This window comes from uncultured Rhodospira sp. (assembly GCF_937138205.1).
In the GTDB taxonomy this organism is placed as follows: domain Bacteria; phylum Pseudomonadota; class Alphaproteobacteria; order Rhodospirillales; family Rhodospirillaceae; genus Rhodospira.
Map to the genome: position 1 here is coordinate 14,805 of NZ_CAKZOT010000053.1, position 17,073 is coordinate 31,877.

Genomic DNA, 17,073 nt, shown 5'->3' on the forward strand with positions numbered 1-17,073 from the left:
TTGTCAATCGCCCGTCGTCTTGTGTCATATTTCGTGTGCACCGAGCCGAGATTGGCGCCTCATCAGCCATGCAGCGGGCGGGACCCGGAACCCTACAAAAATCGTGAAATATTGTTTTGAGTGTCGGTCGCTCTTTTCGACAGTTAAATGGTGCTACTGCCGCCCTAGAAGACGGCTCCAGGCGAGAGCGCGACGGCCAGCGCGTGACGCGACCCCGCGCGGAGGCGTGGCCCAAAGACATTGTTTTCATGGAACGAACCTGTGGTACCGTTCGGGGTCATTCATGGGGTGGCATACGTGGAACCGCTGTTTGTGGAGAGGGGAGGACCGGGGATGGACGAGGATCGGCGCGCGTTGACCGACCTGCTCGCCCCCGTGATCGGTGAGATCGCGGCGGTGCCGTGGAATGCCGCCCTGGCGGAACGACTCAACGCGATGTTTCCGCCGGACGGCCCGTTGTTTTCGGCCCTGGAGGCTCGCTGCGACGACGGGATCACAACCGGCTGGATGGGGCTTCAGGGCGACGAGGTCCGCAAGGGGGCGCGTGTCATCGAACCCGGCGCCGCCACGGGCGGCCTGAGCGTCGACGTGGTTCAACTCATCGACTTTTGCGGGCCCCATCATCGCCACCCGAACGGCGAGGTCTGCGCGGTGATGCCGGCCGACGCGGCCGGGCAGTTTGACGGCAATCCGCGCGGCTGGGCCGTCTATCCGCCGGGCAGCGACCACTGGCCGGCGGTCACCGGCGGGCGTGTCCGTATCCTGTTCCTGCTGCCGGACGGGGCCATCGAGTATACGGACCAGGACGCATCCCTGCGCTCGGGCGCGACGGGTGGGGCGGAGGCGTGATTCCGGCCGGCCATGAAACCGTTTCGCCTATCCCCCCAGATAGGCGGACTTGACCCGCGCGTTGTCCAGCAGGGCGGCGCCGGTGTCCGACAGCACCACGGCGCCGGTCTCCAGCACATAGCCCCGGTCGGCGATGCGCAGCGCGGCGTGGGCGTTCTGTTCCACCAGGAACACCGTCGTCCCCCGGTCCTTCAGCGCGGCGATGCTGTCGATGATCTCGGCCACCAACAGGGGCGCCAGCCCCATGGACGGCTCGTCCAGCAACAGCAGGCGCGGGCGCGCCATCAGCGCCCGGGACAGGGCCAGCATCTGCTGCTGACCGCCCGACAACGTCCCGGCGGGCTGCCGCCGTCGCTCCTTGAGGACCGGAAAGCGGGTGTACATGCGCTCCAGGTCCTCGGTCACCGAGCGGCCGCGACGGCGATAGGCGCCCAGGCGCAGGTTGTCCTCCACCGACATCGGCCCGAAGACCTGCCGTCCCTCCGGCACCTGACAAAGCCCGCGTTCCACGCGCGCGTGCGGCGGCAGGCGGGTGATATCCTCGCCGTCGAGCACGATCCGCCCGGCCGTCGCCGGCTGGACGCCCGACAGGCAGCGCAGCAGGGTGGTTTTTCCGGCGCCGTTGGCGCCCACCAGGGCCACCAGTTCGCCCTCGCCGATGGTCAGGTCGATGCCGTGCAGCGCCTGGATGCGGCCGTAGTGCGTGCTCAGTCCGTGGATGTCGAGCATCGGTCCCGCTCTCCGTCTCACGCCGCGCCCAGATAGGCGGCGATCACGTCCGGGTTGGCGCGCACCTCCTCGGGCGTGCCCTCGGCCAGTTTGCGGCCGTAGTCCAGCACCAGGATGTGATCGGAAATACCCATCACCAGCTTCATGTCGTGTTCGACCAGAATCACCGTGACGCCCGACCGAGCGATCTCGGCGATCACGGCGTCGATTTCGCTGGTTTCGGTCGCGTTGAGCCCGGCAGCCGGTTCGTCGAGCAGCAGCAGCTTGGGTTCGGACGCCAGGGCGCGGGCGATCTCCAGGCGCTTGAGCGCCCCGTAGGGCATGGCATTGGCCTCGGCGTGGATGTAGTCGCCCAGCCCCACCCGCTCCATCAGGGCCGTGCAATGCTGGCGCGCCGCCCGATCGCCCCGGGTGATCGTCGGCAGCCGCAGCAGGCACGCCGCGAGATTGCGGTTCAGGTGCAGGTGCCGGCCGACCATGACGTTGTCCAGCGCCGTCATGGTCTTCATGATCTGCAGGTTCTGGAAGGTGCGCGACAGGCCCAGGCGCGCCAACTCGTGCGGACGACGTCCCGTCACCGGGCGGCCGTTCAGATGGATGGTGCCCGTGGTCGGCCGGTAGACCCCGGTGATCATGTTCAACAGCGTGGTCTTGCCGGCGCCGTTGGGGCCGATGATCGAATGGATGGTGCCGGCCTGGATGGTGAAGGCGAGGTTCTGGATGGCCCGGACGCCGCCGAACTGGATGCTCAGGTTCTCCACGCGCAGCAGGCTCATGGCGTCGCCTCCGGCGCCCGGAAGCGCAACCGGCCTCTCCAGGCTCGGCCAACGCCGGCACTTGGACGTTGCTGGACCGGAGCGACAGGGACGAACATGCGATTGACCCCTTGCGCTTGGACCCGTCGCGCACGCGACCCCGCCTCGGCGGTGCCCCTCTGGCGCGCCAGGATCACGGCGCGTTCGAAACGGGAGCCCCCCGAGAACCTGGGCCCTGTCTGTCAGGCGCCCGCCGCAGGTCCCGCACCCGCACCGCCTTGCCCTGCGAGCGCGGCACGTCGCCGGGCCGCAGGACGGTGACTCCGCAGGTGACCCCGATCATCGACTTGATGTGATGGCGCACATCGGCGGCGACCTTTGAATAACCCTCCGCGGCTAGGTCGGGCGCCGCTTCCACCTGCACGGAAAGGGTGTCGAGCACGCCTTCACGGTCGACGATCAACTGATAGTGCGGGGTCGTGCCGGGGAAGCCGACCATGACGGCCTCGATCTGCGACGGATAGACGTTGACCCCGCGAATGATCAGCATGTCGTCGTTGCGGCCCGTCACCCGCATGATGCGCACGTGCGTCCGGCCACAGGCGCAGGGCTCATCCGACAGCCGCGTGATGTCGCGCGTGCGGTAGCGGATCATCGGCAGCGCCTCCTTGGTCAACGTGGTGATGACCAGTTCGCCCGCCGATCCCATCGGCAGCGGTTCCAGGGTTTCCGGATCGACCACCTCGAACAGGAAGTGGTCCTCCCAGCCGTGCAGCCCACACCGCTGGGGGCATTCCACGGCCACCCCGGGTCCCATGATCTCCGACAGGCCGTAGACATCGTTGGCGCGCACTCCCAGGCGTTCCTCAAGCTGGGCGCGCATACCCTCGCTCCACGGTTCGGCGCCGAACAGGCCGATGCGCAGCGGCGAGCGGCGCAGGTCGATCCCCATGCTGTCCGCCACCTCGGCCATGTTCAGCGCATAGGAGGGCGTGGCGCACAGGGCGGTGGCCTCCAGGTCCATGATCAGGCTGATCTGGCGTTCGGTGTTGCCGCCCGACATGGGCACGACCGCGCAGCCCAGGCGCTCGGCGCCGGCGTGGGCGCCCAGGCCGCCGGTGAACAGGCCGTATCCGTAGGAATTGTGCACGACATCGTCCGGACGGACCCCGGCGGTGGCCATCGACCGGGCCATCAGGTCGGCCCAGCAGTCGAGGTCTCCGGCGGTGTAACCGACCACGGTCGGCTTTCCGGTGGTGCCGGAGGAGGCGTGCACGCGCACCACCTCGCGGCGCGGAACGGCGAACAGGCCGTAGGGGTAGTTGTCGCGCAGGTCGCTTTTACCGGTGAACGGAAAGTGCCGCAGGTCGCTCAGATCCGTCAGGTCCGCCGGCGTGACGCCTCGCGCATCGAAGGCCCGCCGGTAATGTGGCACGTTCTCATAGGCCCGCGTCAGCGTGCCACGCAGGCGGTTGAGTTGCAGCGCGGCCAGGGCGTCGCGGCTCATGGTCTCGTCGTCAGGGTGCAGCATCCAGGGCTGCGGCGAGATGACGTTCATGGTGTTTCCCCTCCCGTTTTTTTGTCGCATCCGCCGCCATCATTTGGTCCGGGCGGCGATTGAGCGTGACTGTGATGTCATCCGCCGGCGGGTGCGGCGAATCGCCGGAGGAACGCGACCCTCTCGTCGACCTGGTGCTGGATGACATCAAGATGAGTTTGGTCGAGATGCCGGTACTTGCCGATCATCTCGACGTAATCGCCGATGGGCCGGCGCCCCTCGACCGGGCGCGTGAAACGGAGCCCGCCGTCGCGGGTGTACTCCCATAGCGTGACGAAGTTGGTCTCCACCTGACGGCGACAGACCTCGGTCGTCAGGGCCGCCGGGAAACGCCACCCCGTGGGGCACGGTGCATAGACGTGCAGGTAGGCGAAGCCGTGCTGTGCGGTCGCGTAAGCCTTCTCCAGCTTTTCGTGGTAGTCCTCCAGGAACGCGGTGGAGGCGGTGGCGACATAGGCGCCGTTGTGCATCATCATCAGCATCGGCAGGCTCTTGGCGTCGCCGGACTTGCCCTGCATGTGCTCGCCGACCGGTGTGGTCGAGGTCCACGAGCCGTACGACGTCGAGCCCGAGGCCTGCATTCCGGTGTTCATGTAGCCTTCGTTGTCCACGCAGATGAACAGCATCGGGTCGTTGCGCGCCGCCGCGCCGGACAGCGATTGGAACCCCACGTCGACGGTGCCGCCGTCGCCGGCCAGGGCGACCATGGTGACATCGCGGCCGGCGCGGGCGTACTGCGTCTTCAGGCCGGCCAGCATGGCCGCCGTGTTGGTCAACAGGGGATGGAACACCGGCACCTTGCAGCCCGTCTGGCCGTTGTAGCCCACCACGCCCATGCCGGGGATGCACCCCGGGGGCGCGGCCACCACGGTCTCGCGGCCGATGTGGCGCATGGTGTGACGGATCAGCAGTTCGGAATTGCAGCCGTGGCAGGCCGACAGGCCCGGCGCGAACAGGTCCTCGCGCTCGTGCTGTGTGTTGTACAGGCGCGAAGCGGTGACATGCTCCAGCGCCCCCCGGTCGCACGCGGCCACGCACTCGGGGGCGCCGTCGCACAGGTCGCACTTGGCGACATGACCAGCGACAGGGTCGGAGGCGATGCCGCCATAGGCGCAGCCGACGGTGCAGAGCAGGCAGTCGACGCAGGTTTCGGCCTCCCAGGTGACGACGCCGCTGTCCGGGTCCTTGGCCAGGCTGGCCGACGGGCAGACGGCGGCGCACTGCGGATCGGTGCACTGCCGGCACAGGGCAAGCTCGGCCCCTTCCGTGCCGCCGCCCAGGATCTGAAGGCGCGCCCGGCTGGTGTCGTCGGTTCCCGTCTTGGCGCGGGCGCAGGCGATCACGCACTGGCCGCAGGCGTCGCAGGCCTCGGCGCGGAAGCGGATGGTGTCGAAGCTTCGGCCCATGAACTGTGTCTCCGCGCTACCGCCAGAGGCGCGACATGAGGACCCGTGCGGTGTCGCGCGGGGCGGCGAGAAAGGCGTCCTTGACCGGCGTCAGGTCGGTGCGGCGCAGGATCAACTGGCGCAGGATGCCGCCGTCGATGGCCTCGCCGATCACCGTCGCGCCCACCAGCCGTCCGTCACGCAGCACTAGCCGGCGATAGCGGCCGGTCTCCGGGTCGCCGTCCTCGTGCACGTCCAGGTCGTCGCCCTCGGCCAGGGCATCGCCCACCGACACCGCATGGCGACCGAAGGCCGCGTAGGTGTTGAGGGGAATGGCGCCGTCGTAGGGCGGCACCCGGTCGCCGGCCATGTCCATGCCGGCGATGCGGCCCTGGTCCACCGCGCTCGGCAGGATGCCGCTGACCGCCACGCCGCCGCCGAAGGCCGGTCCCTCGGTGACGTCGCCGGCGGCCCAGATGCCGGGCCGGGTGGTGCGCATGTGGGCGTCCACCAGGATCCCCCCGGCGGCGCCGAGTCCGATATCGGTGCCGGCCAGATAGCCCGTTTCCGGGACCACGCCGGCGGCCACCACCAGCAGGTCGGTGGCCAGGGTCTCGCCGTCGTCCAGCGCCAGCGCCACCGCGCCGTCGCCCCCGCCTTGCGCCGAGGCCACGGTGCGACCGCACAGCAGGCGCGCGCCCCGGGCGGCGAAGGCCTGACCGATCATGGCCGCGGCGGTGGCGCCGAAGTAGAGCGGCAGGGGATGCGCGCCGCGCTCGACGATGGTCACGTCCAGGCCGGCCGTCACCAGGTTCTCGGCCGCGTGCATCCCCACCAGCCCGGCGCCCAGAACCACCGCCCGCCGCGCCGCGCCGATCGCCTCGCGCAGGGCCACGGCGTCGTCGAGGGTGCGCAGGACGTGCCGGGGCACCGTCTCCAGCCCGGCAATGTCGGGCACCACGGGGCGGGCGCCGGTGGCCAGCAACAGCTTGCCGTAGCGCCACATGGCCCCGGACTCCAACCGCGCCGTGAATGCGTCCGGATCAAGGCCGACCAGGGCGTCCTCGCGCACGAACGTTGCCCCCTGGGCCGCGAACCAGCCGCTGTCGCGCAGCGGGACCCGCTCCGGCTTGGCCCGCCCCGAGACCACATAGGGCAGGATGGTGGGCGAGTAGGGCGGATGGCGGTCGCGCGTCACCAGGGTGACGGATCCGCTGTGGTCGTGCATCCGGATGGCGGTCACCGCCTCCAGGGCGGCGTGGCTGCTGCCGACGATCAGGTAATCGGTGTCGGGCATGGCGGCGCGGTCCCGTCAGTCGGTTTCGTTGAGCCAGACCGGCCCCGCCGGGGCCTGTCCGTCGCGCAGGCGGCCCACGTCGAAGATCGCGCGGGCGACGTGCTCGGCGGTGATGTCGGCGCCGGCCAGACCGCCGATGAAGCCCAGCGACGGCACGACGCGGCCCCCGCGCGCGAGGGCCGCCAGGACCTCCTGGTGCATCGGCCCGGTGTTCCAGCCAAAGCTGACGGCGCGGTCGATGACGCCGATGGCCTCCACGCCGGACAACGCGTCGGCCACGGCGGCCACCGGGAACGGCCGCACGGTCTTGATCTTCAGCAGGCCGACGCGGGTTCCGGCCGCGCGGGCCTCGTCCACGGCGTCCTTGGCGGCGCCGGTCATGCTGCCGATGGTGACCAGGGCGCGGTCGGCGTCGTCCAGGCGGTAGGCCTCGACCAGGGCCGGATGGTGGCGGCCGAACCGGTCTGCGAAGTCTGCGTGGACCTCCTTGATCACCCGCAGGGCCGCCTCCATGCCGGCGCACAGGCTTTTCCGATAGCGCACGAACAGGGCCGGTCCGGGGCCGCCGGCGCCGCCGGTCAGGGGATCGACGGCCATCGGCCGCGCCGGATCAAGGGCGGTGTGCCAGTTGACGTCCGTGGGGCCGACGAACGCCTCCGCCTGTCGCGCATCCGGGATTTCCAAGCGGGAGACGCCATAGGACAGATAGTTGCCGTCGTGGCAGACGTTGACGGGCAGCATGACGTCGCGGTGCTCGGCGATGCGGAACGCCATGAGCGTGGTGTCCAGGACCTCCTGAACGGTCTCGCAATAGATCTGGATCCAGCCGACATCGCGCACGGTCATGGCGTCCTGCTGGCCGCCCCAGACGCATTGCGGGGTGATGCCGTCACGGGTCACCAGTGACATCACCATGGGCAGGCGCAGGCCGGGCGTGCGCATGTAGGGCTCGAACATGAACGCCAGCCCGGGGCCGGAGGTCGCGGTGTAGGTGCGCGCGCCGCCCAGCATGGCGCCCTGCAGGGCCGAAAGCACGCTGTGCTCGCCCTCGACGTTCATCAGGGTGGCGGTCAGGGTGCCGTCGGCGATGAACTGCGAGACGTACTCGACCAGCGAGGATTGGGGCGTGATGGGGTAGACGGCCACCACGTCGGGCTTGGCCAGCGCGACACCCCAGGCGGCGGCCTGGTTGCCGTCGCAGACGATGACGCGGGGCGCGTTGGTGGCGACGTGGGTCATGGGCGGGCGTCCGTTTCGGGGATCATGGCGATGGCGCGCTGTGGGCATTCCTGGGCGCAGACGCCACAGCCCTTGCAGACGCGCAGGTCGAAATCGAACCAGGCCGGCCGCTCCACCACGCACTGGGTCGGGCAATAGGTCCAGCAGACGGCGCACTTGACGCACTTCTCGCGCGCCACCACCGGCCGCAGCGCGCGCCAGTCCCCCGGCAGCATGGGGCTCAGCCGGGTGGCGACGGGGCACAGGTCGCCGTTGTCTGGTGGGGCGGCCGAAGGGGCGACGGGTTGGGCGGTGCCATCGGCGTTGTCCTCGATCCGAGCGCGATCCTGAACCGTGGTCTCGTGAAAGCCGCGCCGCGCCGCCTCGATGTTCTGCGTCAGGCCGGCATCGCGGAAGCTCGCCTGTTCGAGCGCCGACTCGAGTGCCTCAAGAGACACCAGGCCGGTGGCGCGCGCGCAGGCGCCGAGCATGATGGTGTTGGTGATGGGCCGGCCGTAGATCGCCTGCGCCAGCCCGACCGCGTCGCACACGCCCACCCGGCCGACCGAGGGTGGCACGTCCAACTCGTCCGCCGTCAGCCCGGTCGCCTGCACCAGCGTGCCGCCCGGCTTCATGCCGGCGAAGATGTCGACGGCGCGCCCGACCGTGGTGTCGATGCACAGGATGATGTCCGGCGCATAGATGTTGGTCATGGCGCGGATCGGCCGGTCGGCACAGCGCAGGAACGCGGCCACCGGCGCGCCCCGCCGCTCGAACCCGAACGACGGGATGGCCACCGCGTGGCGGCCTTCCTCGACCAGGGCCTTGGCCAGGATCGTGGAGGCGAGCACGGCGCCCTGGCCGCCGCGACCATGGATGCGAATCTCGTGCATCGATAGGGCTTTCCGTCTGGGACCGTCGCCTAGCGGACTCCGGCCCGGCGCCTCTATGCCGCTGAGGCGGCCACCGCTTCGGCCTTCTTCCTCAGGCGCTGCTTGGTCTTCTCGACGTCGACCACGAAGCGCGCGTGGCGGCCCTTGCAGATGTCGCCGGCGGCGTCCCGACCCGTCACGTCAAAGGTCACGGCGCGGCCGTCCACCTCGGCGACGGTGGCGGTCAACTCCACCCACATGCCGGCCAGTGTGGGGGCGAGGTGGTCGACCTCGACGCGCGTGCCGACCGAATCCTCGCCGGCGTCGGCGTGCCGCAACAGCAGGTCGCGGGTGGTCATCTCGATGTCGCGCACCAGCTCGGGCGTGGCGTAAACGCGGCCGTCCTCGCCCATGAAATCGATGGTGCGGGCGGTGTCGATGTCGATCCGGACCGTCGTGGTCAGACCCGGGACCAGGGTCTCTTTCATGGTGTCGTGTCCTCCCTGTCGGACCGCCGGTGCTGTCCGGCGATGTCCTTTCTTGGTTCAGGGGCCTTCTAGTACCACAAGGCCGATTTGCGCAAGCGGAATGATCGTGTTCAGACCGTGCGTCCCGGCCCGCCGCCGTCAGAGGCCCCAGCCGGGCGGGGCCGGACTGGGCCGGCTCGTGCCCCGTCCACGCACCGGCGTATGCGGCACGGTGAACCCGCGCGTGGCCGCCGCGCGGGTCATCAGCAGCAGCTTCGCGGTCCAACCGGCGGCGGCGATGAGCAGGCCCGCCACGCCAGCCATGACGGATGGCGCGGCCGATCCCATCGTCGGCGGTAGCGCCAGCGCCATCGCCAGCAGAACAGCCGGCAGCCCATGACCGAGCCCCAGGACCCAGGGCGCCATCCGGTCCAGCACCCTCAGGCTGGCCTCGGGCGCGCCGGCGCGATGCAGGGTCCGATGATAGCGACTCCACGCCGCCCCTCGCGCCGCCACGGCCAGCAGGGCGAGCCAGAGGCTCCAGGCGGGCGGTGTCGGCGACGCCAGGGCGCCGACGACGAGGAACAGCCCGGCTCCCTCGGCCAGGCCGGTGGCGAGCATGGCCGGCCGCAGCGCGGGCTCGCGCCACGCCGGCACGCCGCGCACGGCGCGCAGGATGTTGGCCTGACAGTACAGGAACCCGGCGGCGATCAGGGCGGCCAGCACCAGGGCCGCGATGGCAACGCCGCTGTCAGCGCCCAGAACCAAGCCGGCGCCGAGCGCGGCCGCGCCCAGCCCGAACAGCGGCATGGCCAGCACGCTTTCCCGCGTCATCCACGAGGTTTGCGGGTGGAAGAACACGTTGATGGCCCGCCACGGCCGCCCGATCTCCAGGAACACCATGCCCAGCCCGAAGGCCACGCACGCGAAACCGACAAGCGCGGCGGGCCACCAGGGGCCGCCGACCAGCGCGGCGCCGGCGGCGACCATGATCAGCCCGGTACCGGTGCCGCCGCCGATGAAGTTGCAGGCCGCGCGCACATCCCAGAACGGCTGCAGCCGGGGCCGGTGGCCGAGGGTCAGGCGAGGGGGTGCCGTCACGGTCCCGCCTCCTTGTCCCAAAGGTAGAAGAAACTGGGGCCGGTGCCGGCGTCCTCGTTCATGCGGAAATGGCGGTTCTCGCGCAGCAGGCGCGAAACGGCGCTGTCGGGATCATCCAGGTCGCCGAAGGTCATGGCCCCGGAGATGCAGGCGTTGACACAGGCCGGCGTGGCCTCGGGGTCGACCCCGGGCGTCAAGCCCCGGGCGAGCCCCGAATCGATCCGGTCGACGCAGAAGGTGCACTTCTGCGTCACGCCGAGCTTGCTCTTATCGAAGCGGGCGGCCTCCGGCGCGGTGGGCTGGTCGCCGAAGGCCCACGTCGGCTCGTCGACCTTGTAGCGGGCGTCGTAGGGGCAGGAGAGGGCGCAATAGTCGCAGCCAATGCAGATGTCGTAATCAATGACCACCACCCCGTCGGGCCGTTTGCGCGTGGCCGTGGACGGACAGACCTCGACGCAGGCGGGCGCCTGACAGTGTTGGCATCCGGTGGGCACGAACAGTCGCTGAACGTCCGGATACTGGCCGACCTCCATGTCCAGCACGCGGCGCCACTGCACGCCCGGCACGGTGGCGTTGGCGTGCTTGCAGGCGGCGGTGCAGGTTTGACAGCCGACGCAGCGGCGCAGGTCGGCAACCATGACAAAGCGGGTCATCGGGTGCCTCCCACCTTGCGCAGGGCCACCAGCGCCACGTCCGCGCCCGAGCCGGTCGAGTCGGTGAGGGCGAGCGACAGCGCGGAAACCGTGTTCAGCGTGGCGTAGTCCAGGTCCTTGGCGTAGGGCGTGGCCCAGTGCCCGAACTGACCGGGGATGACCACGGTGTCGGGGCGGATGCCCTCGACGGGTTCGGCCCGGCCCTCGGTGGTGCCAACCGGGGAGCGCACCTCGACCCGGTCGCCGGCGGCGATGCCCAGCCGCCGCGCCGTCCCGGCGTTGAGCACGATGCGGCCGGTGCCGCGCACGTTCTCCGCCACCTCGTGCATGAGCTGGATGCCGGCGTTGTTGCCGGCCGAGTACTGCATACTCTTGGTGGAGACCGCCCAGAACGGGTAGTCCTCCGGGTCGACGCCGGCGTCCCGCAGGGACCGGACCCAGAAGCCCGGAAAGTCGTGCCAGCGGGGGATCGCCTCGTATTCCTTGACCTGCTCGGTCCACCAGGTGTGGCCGGCCTCGGTCATGCGGGCGCCCAATTCCTTGCCGACGCGGAACAGGCGCTCCTGGTACGGCAGTTCATAGCGCAATCCCTGCTCCACCATGGTCGGGTGCAGGTACCAGTCCAGGCGGCGGAAGGGCACGACCTGGAAGCCGTGATCCTTGAACCACGCCAGATCCTTGACGTCCCGCCCCTGGGTCAGGTCGGCGGAGGCGGCCTTGCAGATGGCGTCCCAGATGGCCTCGACGTCGTGTTCGGCGTCCTCGGCGAGGGAATGGTCGTAGCCGTCGCCCGTCAGCGGCACGCCGCCGGCGCCCCGGTTGATGGCCGCGTTGTAGCCCTCCAGCAGGCCGGTGCGGCGGGCCAACTCGCCGGCGATCCAGGACAGGTCGCGCGCCTCGCCGCACGGTGGCACCGCCGGCTGGCGCAGGGCGAAGCCGTGGTGGTTCCAGTGCTGCTCGACATACTTCGTGCCGCCGATGCGGATGAGCTGCGTGCTCTCCAGGTCGGTGGCGTCCGGCAGCAGGATGTCGGCCATGTGGTTGGTTTCGTCGTGCGTGTAGGCGAACGAGACGACGAAGGGCATCCGGGCGATGGTCTCGGCGATCTGGGTCGTGTCCCAGAACGAGATCGCGGGGTTGGTTCGGTAGGTGAACCAGACCTCGGGAAAGGTTGGGCGCGGCCAGTCCTGGGGGGCTTCGCGCACGAACATCCAGGCCAGGTGAGTGGGGCCGAGCGCCTGCCCCCACGCCGAGCCCCCCACCAGCGGCACCAGGGTTCTGTGCGCATTGCGGCCGGAGGGCTTGGCCTCCCAGGTCTTGCGGCCGGTGCGGTTGAGGCGGGCGACCATGAAGCCGTCCTCGCCGGGCTGCACGCTGGCCAGTCGGTTTTCGTGCGGGCGGTTGAGGCGGACGGTGGTCCCCAGGGTGCCGCCGGGCACCTCCAGCGCGCCGACCAGGGTAGCCAGCATGGTTCGCGCCCAGCAGCAGGGGAACGCGCCCCAGCCGTTGTTGACCGTCTTGCCCAGGGTCACGGCGACCGGCCGGAAGGGCAAGGTCTGGCCGTCGACCTCGATGGTCTCGCCGACGCAGGCGTGGTCAAGGTATTCGTTGGCGAGGCGGCGCATGGTCGCGGCCGGCACGTCGCAGATGCCGGACGCCCATTCGGGGGAGTAGGGCCGCATTTCCTCGACCATGACCGTGAAGGCGGTGGCGCCCGTCGTCGAGTCGTGATGCCATGTTTGGTCGTCGGGACCGCGTTCGATCGCCGGGCCGACCGTGTGGCGCCCCTCCAGGGCCGGCGTGAGGTTCGCCGCGTCGTGCGGCGTCGCCGTTGCGCTCGCCGTGTCCCATACGAGCGGTTTGCCGGTGTCGGGGTCGCGCAGGTAGTAACCATGCGGGCCGACGAGGTAGGGCGAGGCGGTGCGGTCGCGCAGGAACGCCAGATCGAGCCGCTCGCGCGGCGCCTCGTGCAGCAGCACATGCACCAGCGCCAGCATGAACGCGGCGTCGGTCTTCGGTTTGATCGGCACCCACTCGGCCGAGGCGGCGGCGGTGATCGACAGGTGCGGTTCCACCTGCACCCGCTTGATGCCGCGCACCCGGGCGTCGGCGTGGCGGGCCACCGCGCAGGGGCCGCCGGAGACCTCGACGTTGGTGCCGAAGGACAGCACGAACCGGGTGTGTACGGTGTCGGCGCAGACGGTGAACCCGCGATGCCAGAACTCGCCGTAAAGGTGTTCCGAGTGGACGCACTTCACGCCCTGGCCGGAGCCGAAGCTGTAGTCGATCGGTCCCCAGGCGGCGAGAAAGCCGGGAAAGGTGCCCATGTAGCTGGCCGGCGTGCCGCCGTGACCGAAGGTCGCCGCCACGCGGGGCAGCCCGTCGTCGTCGGTCAAGCCGGTTTCGCGAATCGCCTTGAGCCGGCCGCAGATCGTGTCGAGCGCCTCGTCCCAGGTGATGGGAACGAATCCGGGATCCTCGTCACGCCCCTTGCGCGGGTTCGTCCGCTTCATGGGCGTGAGGACGCGGTGCGGGCTGTACGTTTTCTGCACCAGGCCGAACGCCTTGACGCAGACCCGGCCGTCCGCCGGGTGAATGCCCTTGGCGGCGAAATTCGGCTCCACTTGGGTGGCGACACCGTTCTCGACCCTGACGGTCATCAGGTCGGGACCAGCCACGCAGTTGTAGCAGAAGGTCGGCACCCGCCGAGCCTCCTGGGCTTGCGTCGACGTCATCGGACGTGTCCTCCGCGCTATAGCGCATAATCGTACCGGTTTGCCGGTTTTGTCGTATGATATCGTTTTTGGTGGACGCCGCCAAAGGAAAACGGAAGCGATCGATCCTGATCCTGAGTGCGTTACGCTGGCATCCAAGGAACACGGTGGGGGCAAGGAAGAGGAGGCGGCCGATGCCCATGGCACGGGGACAACGGCATGGGGCCGACGGGACCGTCGGCGGGGTCGACTGGACCCTGGCCGAGGAGACTCCTGTGGCCGTGGTCATCAACGCCGCGCCGTTCGCGGTGATGATGGCGACGCCGGCCGACCTGGAGGACTTCGCGCTTGGGTTCTGCCTGGGCGAGGGCCTGATCGCCGCGCCGGACGCCCTGCTGCTGACGAAGACAACCCGCCTCGACATGGGCTGGGAACTGTGCCTCGCCGTGGACCCCGACCAGGCGGACACGGATCGGCTGGCCGGACGGCGCGGGCTGGAGGGGCGCACCGGCTGTGGTCTGTGCGGCGTGGAAACACTGGCCCAGGCGGTTCCCAAGCCGGCGCGGGTTGGCGCCCCACCGCCTGGGTTGACGCCGGCGGCGATCACGCGGGCGTTCGCCGCCTTGCCCGACCACCAGCCGCTGAACGCGCGCACCCGCTCGGTTCACGCGGCGGCGTTCTGCGGGCCGGACGGGGCGATCCTGATGGCCCGCGAGGACGTGGGCCGGCACAACGCCCTGGACAAGCTGATCGGCGCGGTGGTGCGGGCCGACCTCAACCCGGCGGACGGCTTCGTCGTGATGTCCAGCCGGTGCAGTGTCGAACTGGTGCACAAGGCGGCGCGGGTCGGCGTGCCGGTGCTGGCGACGATCTCGGCCCCCACGACGCTGGCGCTGGACACGGCCGCCCGGGCCGGCATGACCCTGGCCGCGCGCGCCGGCCCTGATGAAGTGGCGTGGTTCCCGCCCGAGGTCGAACGCGCGCTGGGGTAGGCGAGGGGGCCTCAGAAAAACGCGTTCAGCCCGGTTTGGGCGCGGCCCAGGATCAGGGCGTGGACATCGTGAGTCCCCTCGTAGGTGTTCACGGCCTCCAGGTTCAGCACATGGCGGATGACGTGGAACTCGTCGGCGATGCCGTTGCCGCCGTGCATGTCACGCGCGGCGCGGGCCATGTCGAGCGCCTTGCCGCAACTGTTGCGCTTGACCAGGCTGATCATCTCCGGCGCCATCCGGCCGTCGTCCAACAGCCGCCCGACCCGCAGGCAGGCGTGCAGGCCGAGCGTGATCTCGGTCTGCATGTCGGTCAGCTTCTTCTGGATCAACTGCGTCTGCGCCAGTGGGCGGCCGAACTGCTTGCGGTCGAGCGTGTACTGCCGCGCGGCGTGCCAGCAGAATTCGGCCGCGCCCAGCGCGCCCCAGGAAATGCCGTACCGCGCCCGGTTGAGGCACCCGAACGGCCCCTTGAGGTTTTGAACGTTGGGCAGAAGGTTCTCCGCCGGCACGAACACCTCATCCATGACGATTTCGCCCGTGAGCGAGGCGCGCAGGCTGAACTTGCCCTCGATCTTGGGCGCCGACAGGCCCTTCATGCCCTTTTCCAGCACGAATCCGCGAATGATGTCGTCGTCGGTCTTGGCCCAGACGACGAAGACGTCGGCGATGGGGCTGTTGGTGATCCAGGTCTTGGTGCCGGTCAGCAGGTAGCCGCCGTCCACGGTCCGGGCACGGGTGCGCAGACTGCCGGGATCGGAGCCGGCGTCCGGCTCGGTCAGGCCGAAGCAGCCGACCCACTCGCCGGTGGCCAGCCGGGGCAGGTACTTCCGCCGCTGGTCCTCGGTGCCGTAGGCGTGGATGGGGTGCATGACCAGCGACGACTGCACGCTCATGGCTGAGCGGTAGCCGCTGTCGACGCGCTCGACCTCGCGCGCGATCAGGCCGTAGCAGACATAAGACACGCCGGCACAGCCGTAGGTCTCGGGCAGGGTGGGGCCGAGAAAGCCAAGCGCGCCCATCTCGGTCATGATGGCGCGGTCGAACACCTCGTGGCGGTGCGCCAGGGTGACCCTGGGCATCAGCTTGTCCTGGCAGTACGCCCGGGCCGAATCGCGCACCATGCGCTCGTCCTCGGTCAGAACGTCTTCCAGAAGCAGGGGGTCATCCCACTGAAACGAGGCGATCTCGGCCGGCATCATTCGTCTCCACGTGAACTGAGAGTGAGGCGGGCAGGACGGCCGCGCCGGCCGCCCGAAACCCGCTTGACTTTGTAAGAAGCATTATGGTACGTCAATGCCATTATTAACGGTCGGGGCATTTCGCGGCGCGAATCGGCCCGGCCCAAGCGGCTTCCCAAGCGGAAACAGGAGCCGCCAGAAGACGCGAGCAGGGAGAAGCGAATGTCCAACGAAGCCCATCAATGGGTCATGACCGCGCTTGGCCAGCCGTTCGAACGGCGCCCGTTGGCGGTGACCGATCCGCCCGCCGGGCAGGTGGTCGTGGAAATCGCCGGCTGCGGCGTCTGTCATACCGACCTGGGCTTTCTGTATGACGGCGTGCGCACCAATCATCCCTTGCCCCTGACTCTGGGCCACGAGATCAGCGGCCACGTCGTCGCCACCGGCGAGGGCGCCGCGGACTGGCAAGGACGCGCGGTCATCATCCCCGCCGTCATGCCCTGTGGGGTGTGTGATCTGTGCCGCCGAGGCAAGGGCACCATCTGCCCGCACCAGAAGATGCCGGGCAACGACATCGACGGCGGCTTCGCCACGCATATCACGGTGCCGGCGCATGGTCTATGTCCCGTGGACGAGGATCGCCTGGCCGCCATCGGCCTCGGCCTGGCCGACGTTTCGGTGGTCGCCGACGCGGTGACCACGCCCTATCAGGCAGTGACACAGGCCGAGGTCACCCCCGGCACCCTGTGCGTGGTGATCGGCGTCGGCGGCGTCGGCGGCTATTGCGCGCAGATCGCCGCCGCGTTCGGCGGCGTGGTGGTGGCGCTGGACGTGGACGACGCCAAGCTGGAGGCCATCGCCCCCCACGGTGCCGCCAAGACCATCAACGTCAAGGGTGCCGACCCGCGCGGTCTTCGCAAGGAGATCGCCGCCTTCGCCAAGGAACGGGGCGCCTCGTCCCGCGAATGGGCGATCTTCGAATGCTCCGGCACCGCCGCCGGGCAGACCACGGCCTGGTCCCTGCTGGTGCATGGGGCGACGCTGGCAATCGTCGGCTTCACCATGGACCGGGTTGAGGTGCGGCTGTCCAACCTGATGGCCTTCCACGCCCGCGTCCTCGGCAACTGGGGCTGCACGCCGGACCTGTACCCAGCCGCGCTCGACCTGATCCTCGACCGGCGCATCGAACTGGGCGCCTTCGTCGAGCGCCATCCCCTGGCCGAGATCAACCGCGTCATCGAGGACGCCCACGCCCATCGTCTGGCGCGCCGCGCGGTGATGGTTCCCTGAGCGCGCCGAAAAGGC

The 17,073-nt window shown here is 69.8% G+C and carries 15 protein-coding genes; 3 read left to right on the top strand and 12 right to left on the bottom strand.

Annotated elements, in window-relative coordinates; genetic code table 11:
* The first annotated feature begins 333 nt into the window (after positions 1-333).
* A complete protein-coding gene (locus Q0309_RS06725) occupies positions 334-849 on the top strand; it encodes a DUF4863 family protein (RefSeq protein ID WP_299438797.1) in 516 nt (171 codons plus the stop codon).
* Between the two features lie 27 nt (positions 850-876).
* Here the strand turns inward: Q0309_RS06725 and Q0309_RS06730 are convergent, their stop codons facing one another.
* From Q0309_RS06730 to Q0309_RS06780, 11 genes are all read right to left on the bottom strand, one after another.
* Positions 877-1,578, bottom strand: a complete 702-nt coding sequence (locus Q0309_RS06730) for an ABC transporter ATP-binding protein (protein ID WP_299438799.1) — start codon at positions 1,576-1,578, stop codon at positions 877-879.
* 17 nt (positions 1,579-1,595) lie between these two features.
* Positions 1,596-2,354, bottom strand: a complete 759-nt coding sequence (locus Q0309_RS06735; RefSeq protein WP_299438801.1) for an ABC transporter ATP-binding protein — start codon at positions 2,352-2,354, stop codon at positions 1,596-1,598.
* Between the two features lie 172 nt (positions 2,355-2,526).
* On the bottom strand, positions 2,527-3,891 hold the full coding sequence (locus Q0309_RS06740; protein WP_299438803.1) for a phenylacetate--CoA ligase family protein: 1,365 nt from the start codon (positions 3,889-3,891) through the stop codon (positions 2,527-2,529).
* Positions 3,892-3,968: 77 nt separating this feature from the next.
* Positions 3,969-5,297 (bottom strand): NADH-dependent phenylglyoxylate dehydrogenase subunit beta, encoded by a 1,329-nt coding sequence (padI, locus tag Q0309_RS06745; RefSeq protein WP_299438805.1) that lies wholly within the window; start codon positions 5,295-5,297, stop codon positions 3,969-3,971.
* A 16-nt stretch (positions 5,298-5,313) separates the two neighbouring features.
* Entirely contained in the window at positions 5,314-6,573 is a 1,260-nt protein-coding gene (gene padH, locus Q0309_RS06750; RefSeq protein WP_299438807.1) for an NADH-dependent phenylglyoxylate dehydrogenase subunit epsilon, read from the bottom strand.
* Between the two features lie 15 nt (positions 6,574-6,588).
* Positions 6,589-7,812 carry an NADH-dependent phenylglyoxylate dehydrogenase subunit alpha gene (padG, locus tag Q0309_RS06755; protein WP_299438809.1) on the bottom strand — a complete coding sequence of 408 codons (1,224 nt, stop codon included), beginning with the start codon at positions 7,810-7,812 and terminating at the stop codon, positions 6,589-6,591.
* Positions 7,809-8,684: an NADH-dependent phenylglyoxylate dehydrogenase subunit gamma gene (padE, locus tag Q0309_RS06760; RefSeq protein WP_299438811.1), complete on the bottom strand. Its 876-nt coding sequence runs from the start codon at positions 8,682-8,684 to the stop codon at positions 7,809-7,811. The genes padG and padE overlap by 4 nt, the downstream gene beginning before the upstream one ends.
* A gap of 53 nt (positions 8,685-8,737) precedes the next feature.
* On the bottom strand, positions 8,738-9,151 hold the full coding sequence (locus Q0309_RS06765; RefSeq protein WP_299438813.1) for a hotdog domain-containing protein: 414 nt from the start codon (positions 9,149-9,151) through the stop codon (positions 8,738-8,740).
* A 138-nt stretch (positions 9,152-9,289) separates the two neighbouring features.
* Positions 9,290-10,231, bottom strand: coding sequence for a phenylacetyl CoA (locus Q0309_RS06770; protein ID WP_299438816.1), 942 nt, complete (start codon positions 10,229-10,231; stop codon positions 9,290-9,292).
* Positions 10,228-10,884, bottom strand: coding sequence for a 4Fe-4S dicluster domain-containing protein (locus Q0309_RS06775; protein WP_299438818.1), 657 nt, complete (start codon positions 10,882-10,884; stop codon positions 10,228-10,230). The genes Q0309_RS06770 and Q0309_RS06775 overlap by 4 nt, the downstream gene beginning before the upstream one ends.
* Positions 10,881-13,619 carry a molybdopterin-dependent oxidoreductase gene (locus tag Q0309_RS06780; protein WP_299438820.1) on the bottom strand — a complete coding sequence of 913 codons (2,739 nt, stop codon included), beginning with the start codon at positions 13,617-13,619 and terminating at the stop codon, positions 10,881-10,883. Before Q0309_RS06780 ends, Q0309_RS06775 begins: the two co-directional genes overlap by 4 nt.
* A 179-nt stretch (positions 13,620-13,798) precedes the next feature.
* On the opposite strand from Q0309_RS06780, the gene fdhD reads away from it, so the two are divergent.
* Positions 13,799-14,590: a formate dehydrogenase accessory sulfurtransferase FdhD gene (gene fdhD / locus Q0309_RS06785; RefSeq protein WP_299438823.1), complete on the top strand. Its 792-nt coding sequence runs from the start codon at positions 13,799-13,801 to the stop codon at positions 14,588-14,590.
* 11 nt (positions 14,591-14,601) lie between these two features.
* Here the strand turns inward: fdhD and Q0309_RS06790 are convergent, their stop codons facing one another.
* Complete coding sequence (locus Q0309_RS06790) at positions 14,602-15,789, bottom strand: acyl-CoA dehydrogenase (protein ID WP_299438825.1); 1,188 nt, start codon at positions 15,787-15,789, stop codon at positions 14,602-14,604.
* A 201-nt stretch (positions 15,790-15,990) separates the two neighbouring features.
* On the opposite strand from Q0309_RS06790, the gene had reads away from it, so the two are divergent.
* Positions 15,991-17,058: a 6-hydroxycyclohex-1-ene-1-carbonyl-CoA dehydrogenase gene (gene had, locus Q0309_RS06795; protein ID WP_299438827.1), complete on the top strand. Its 1,068-nt coding sequence runs from the start codon at positions 15,991-15,993 to the stop codon at positions 17,056-17,058.
* Positions 17,059-17,073: the final 15 nt, after the last annotated feature.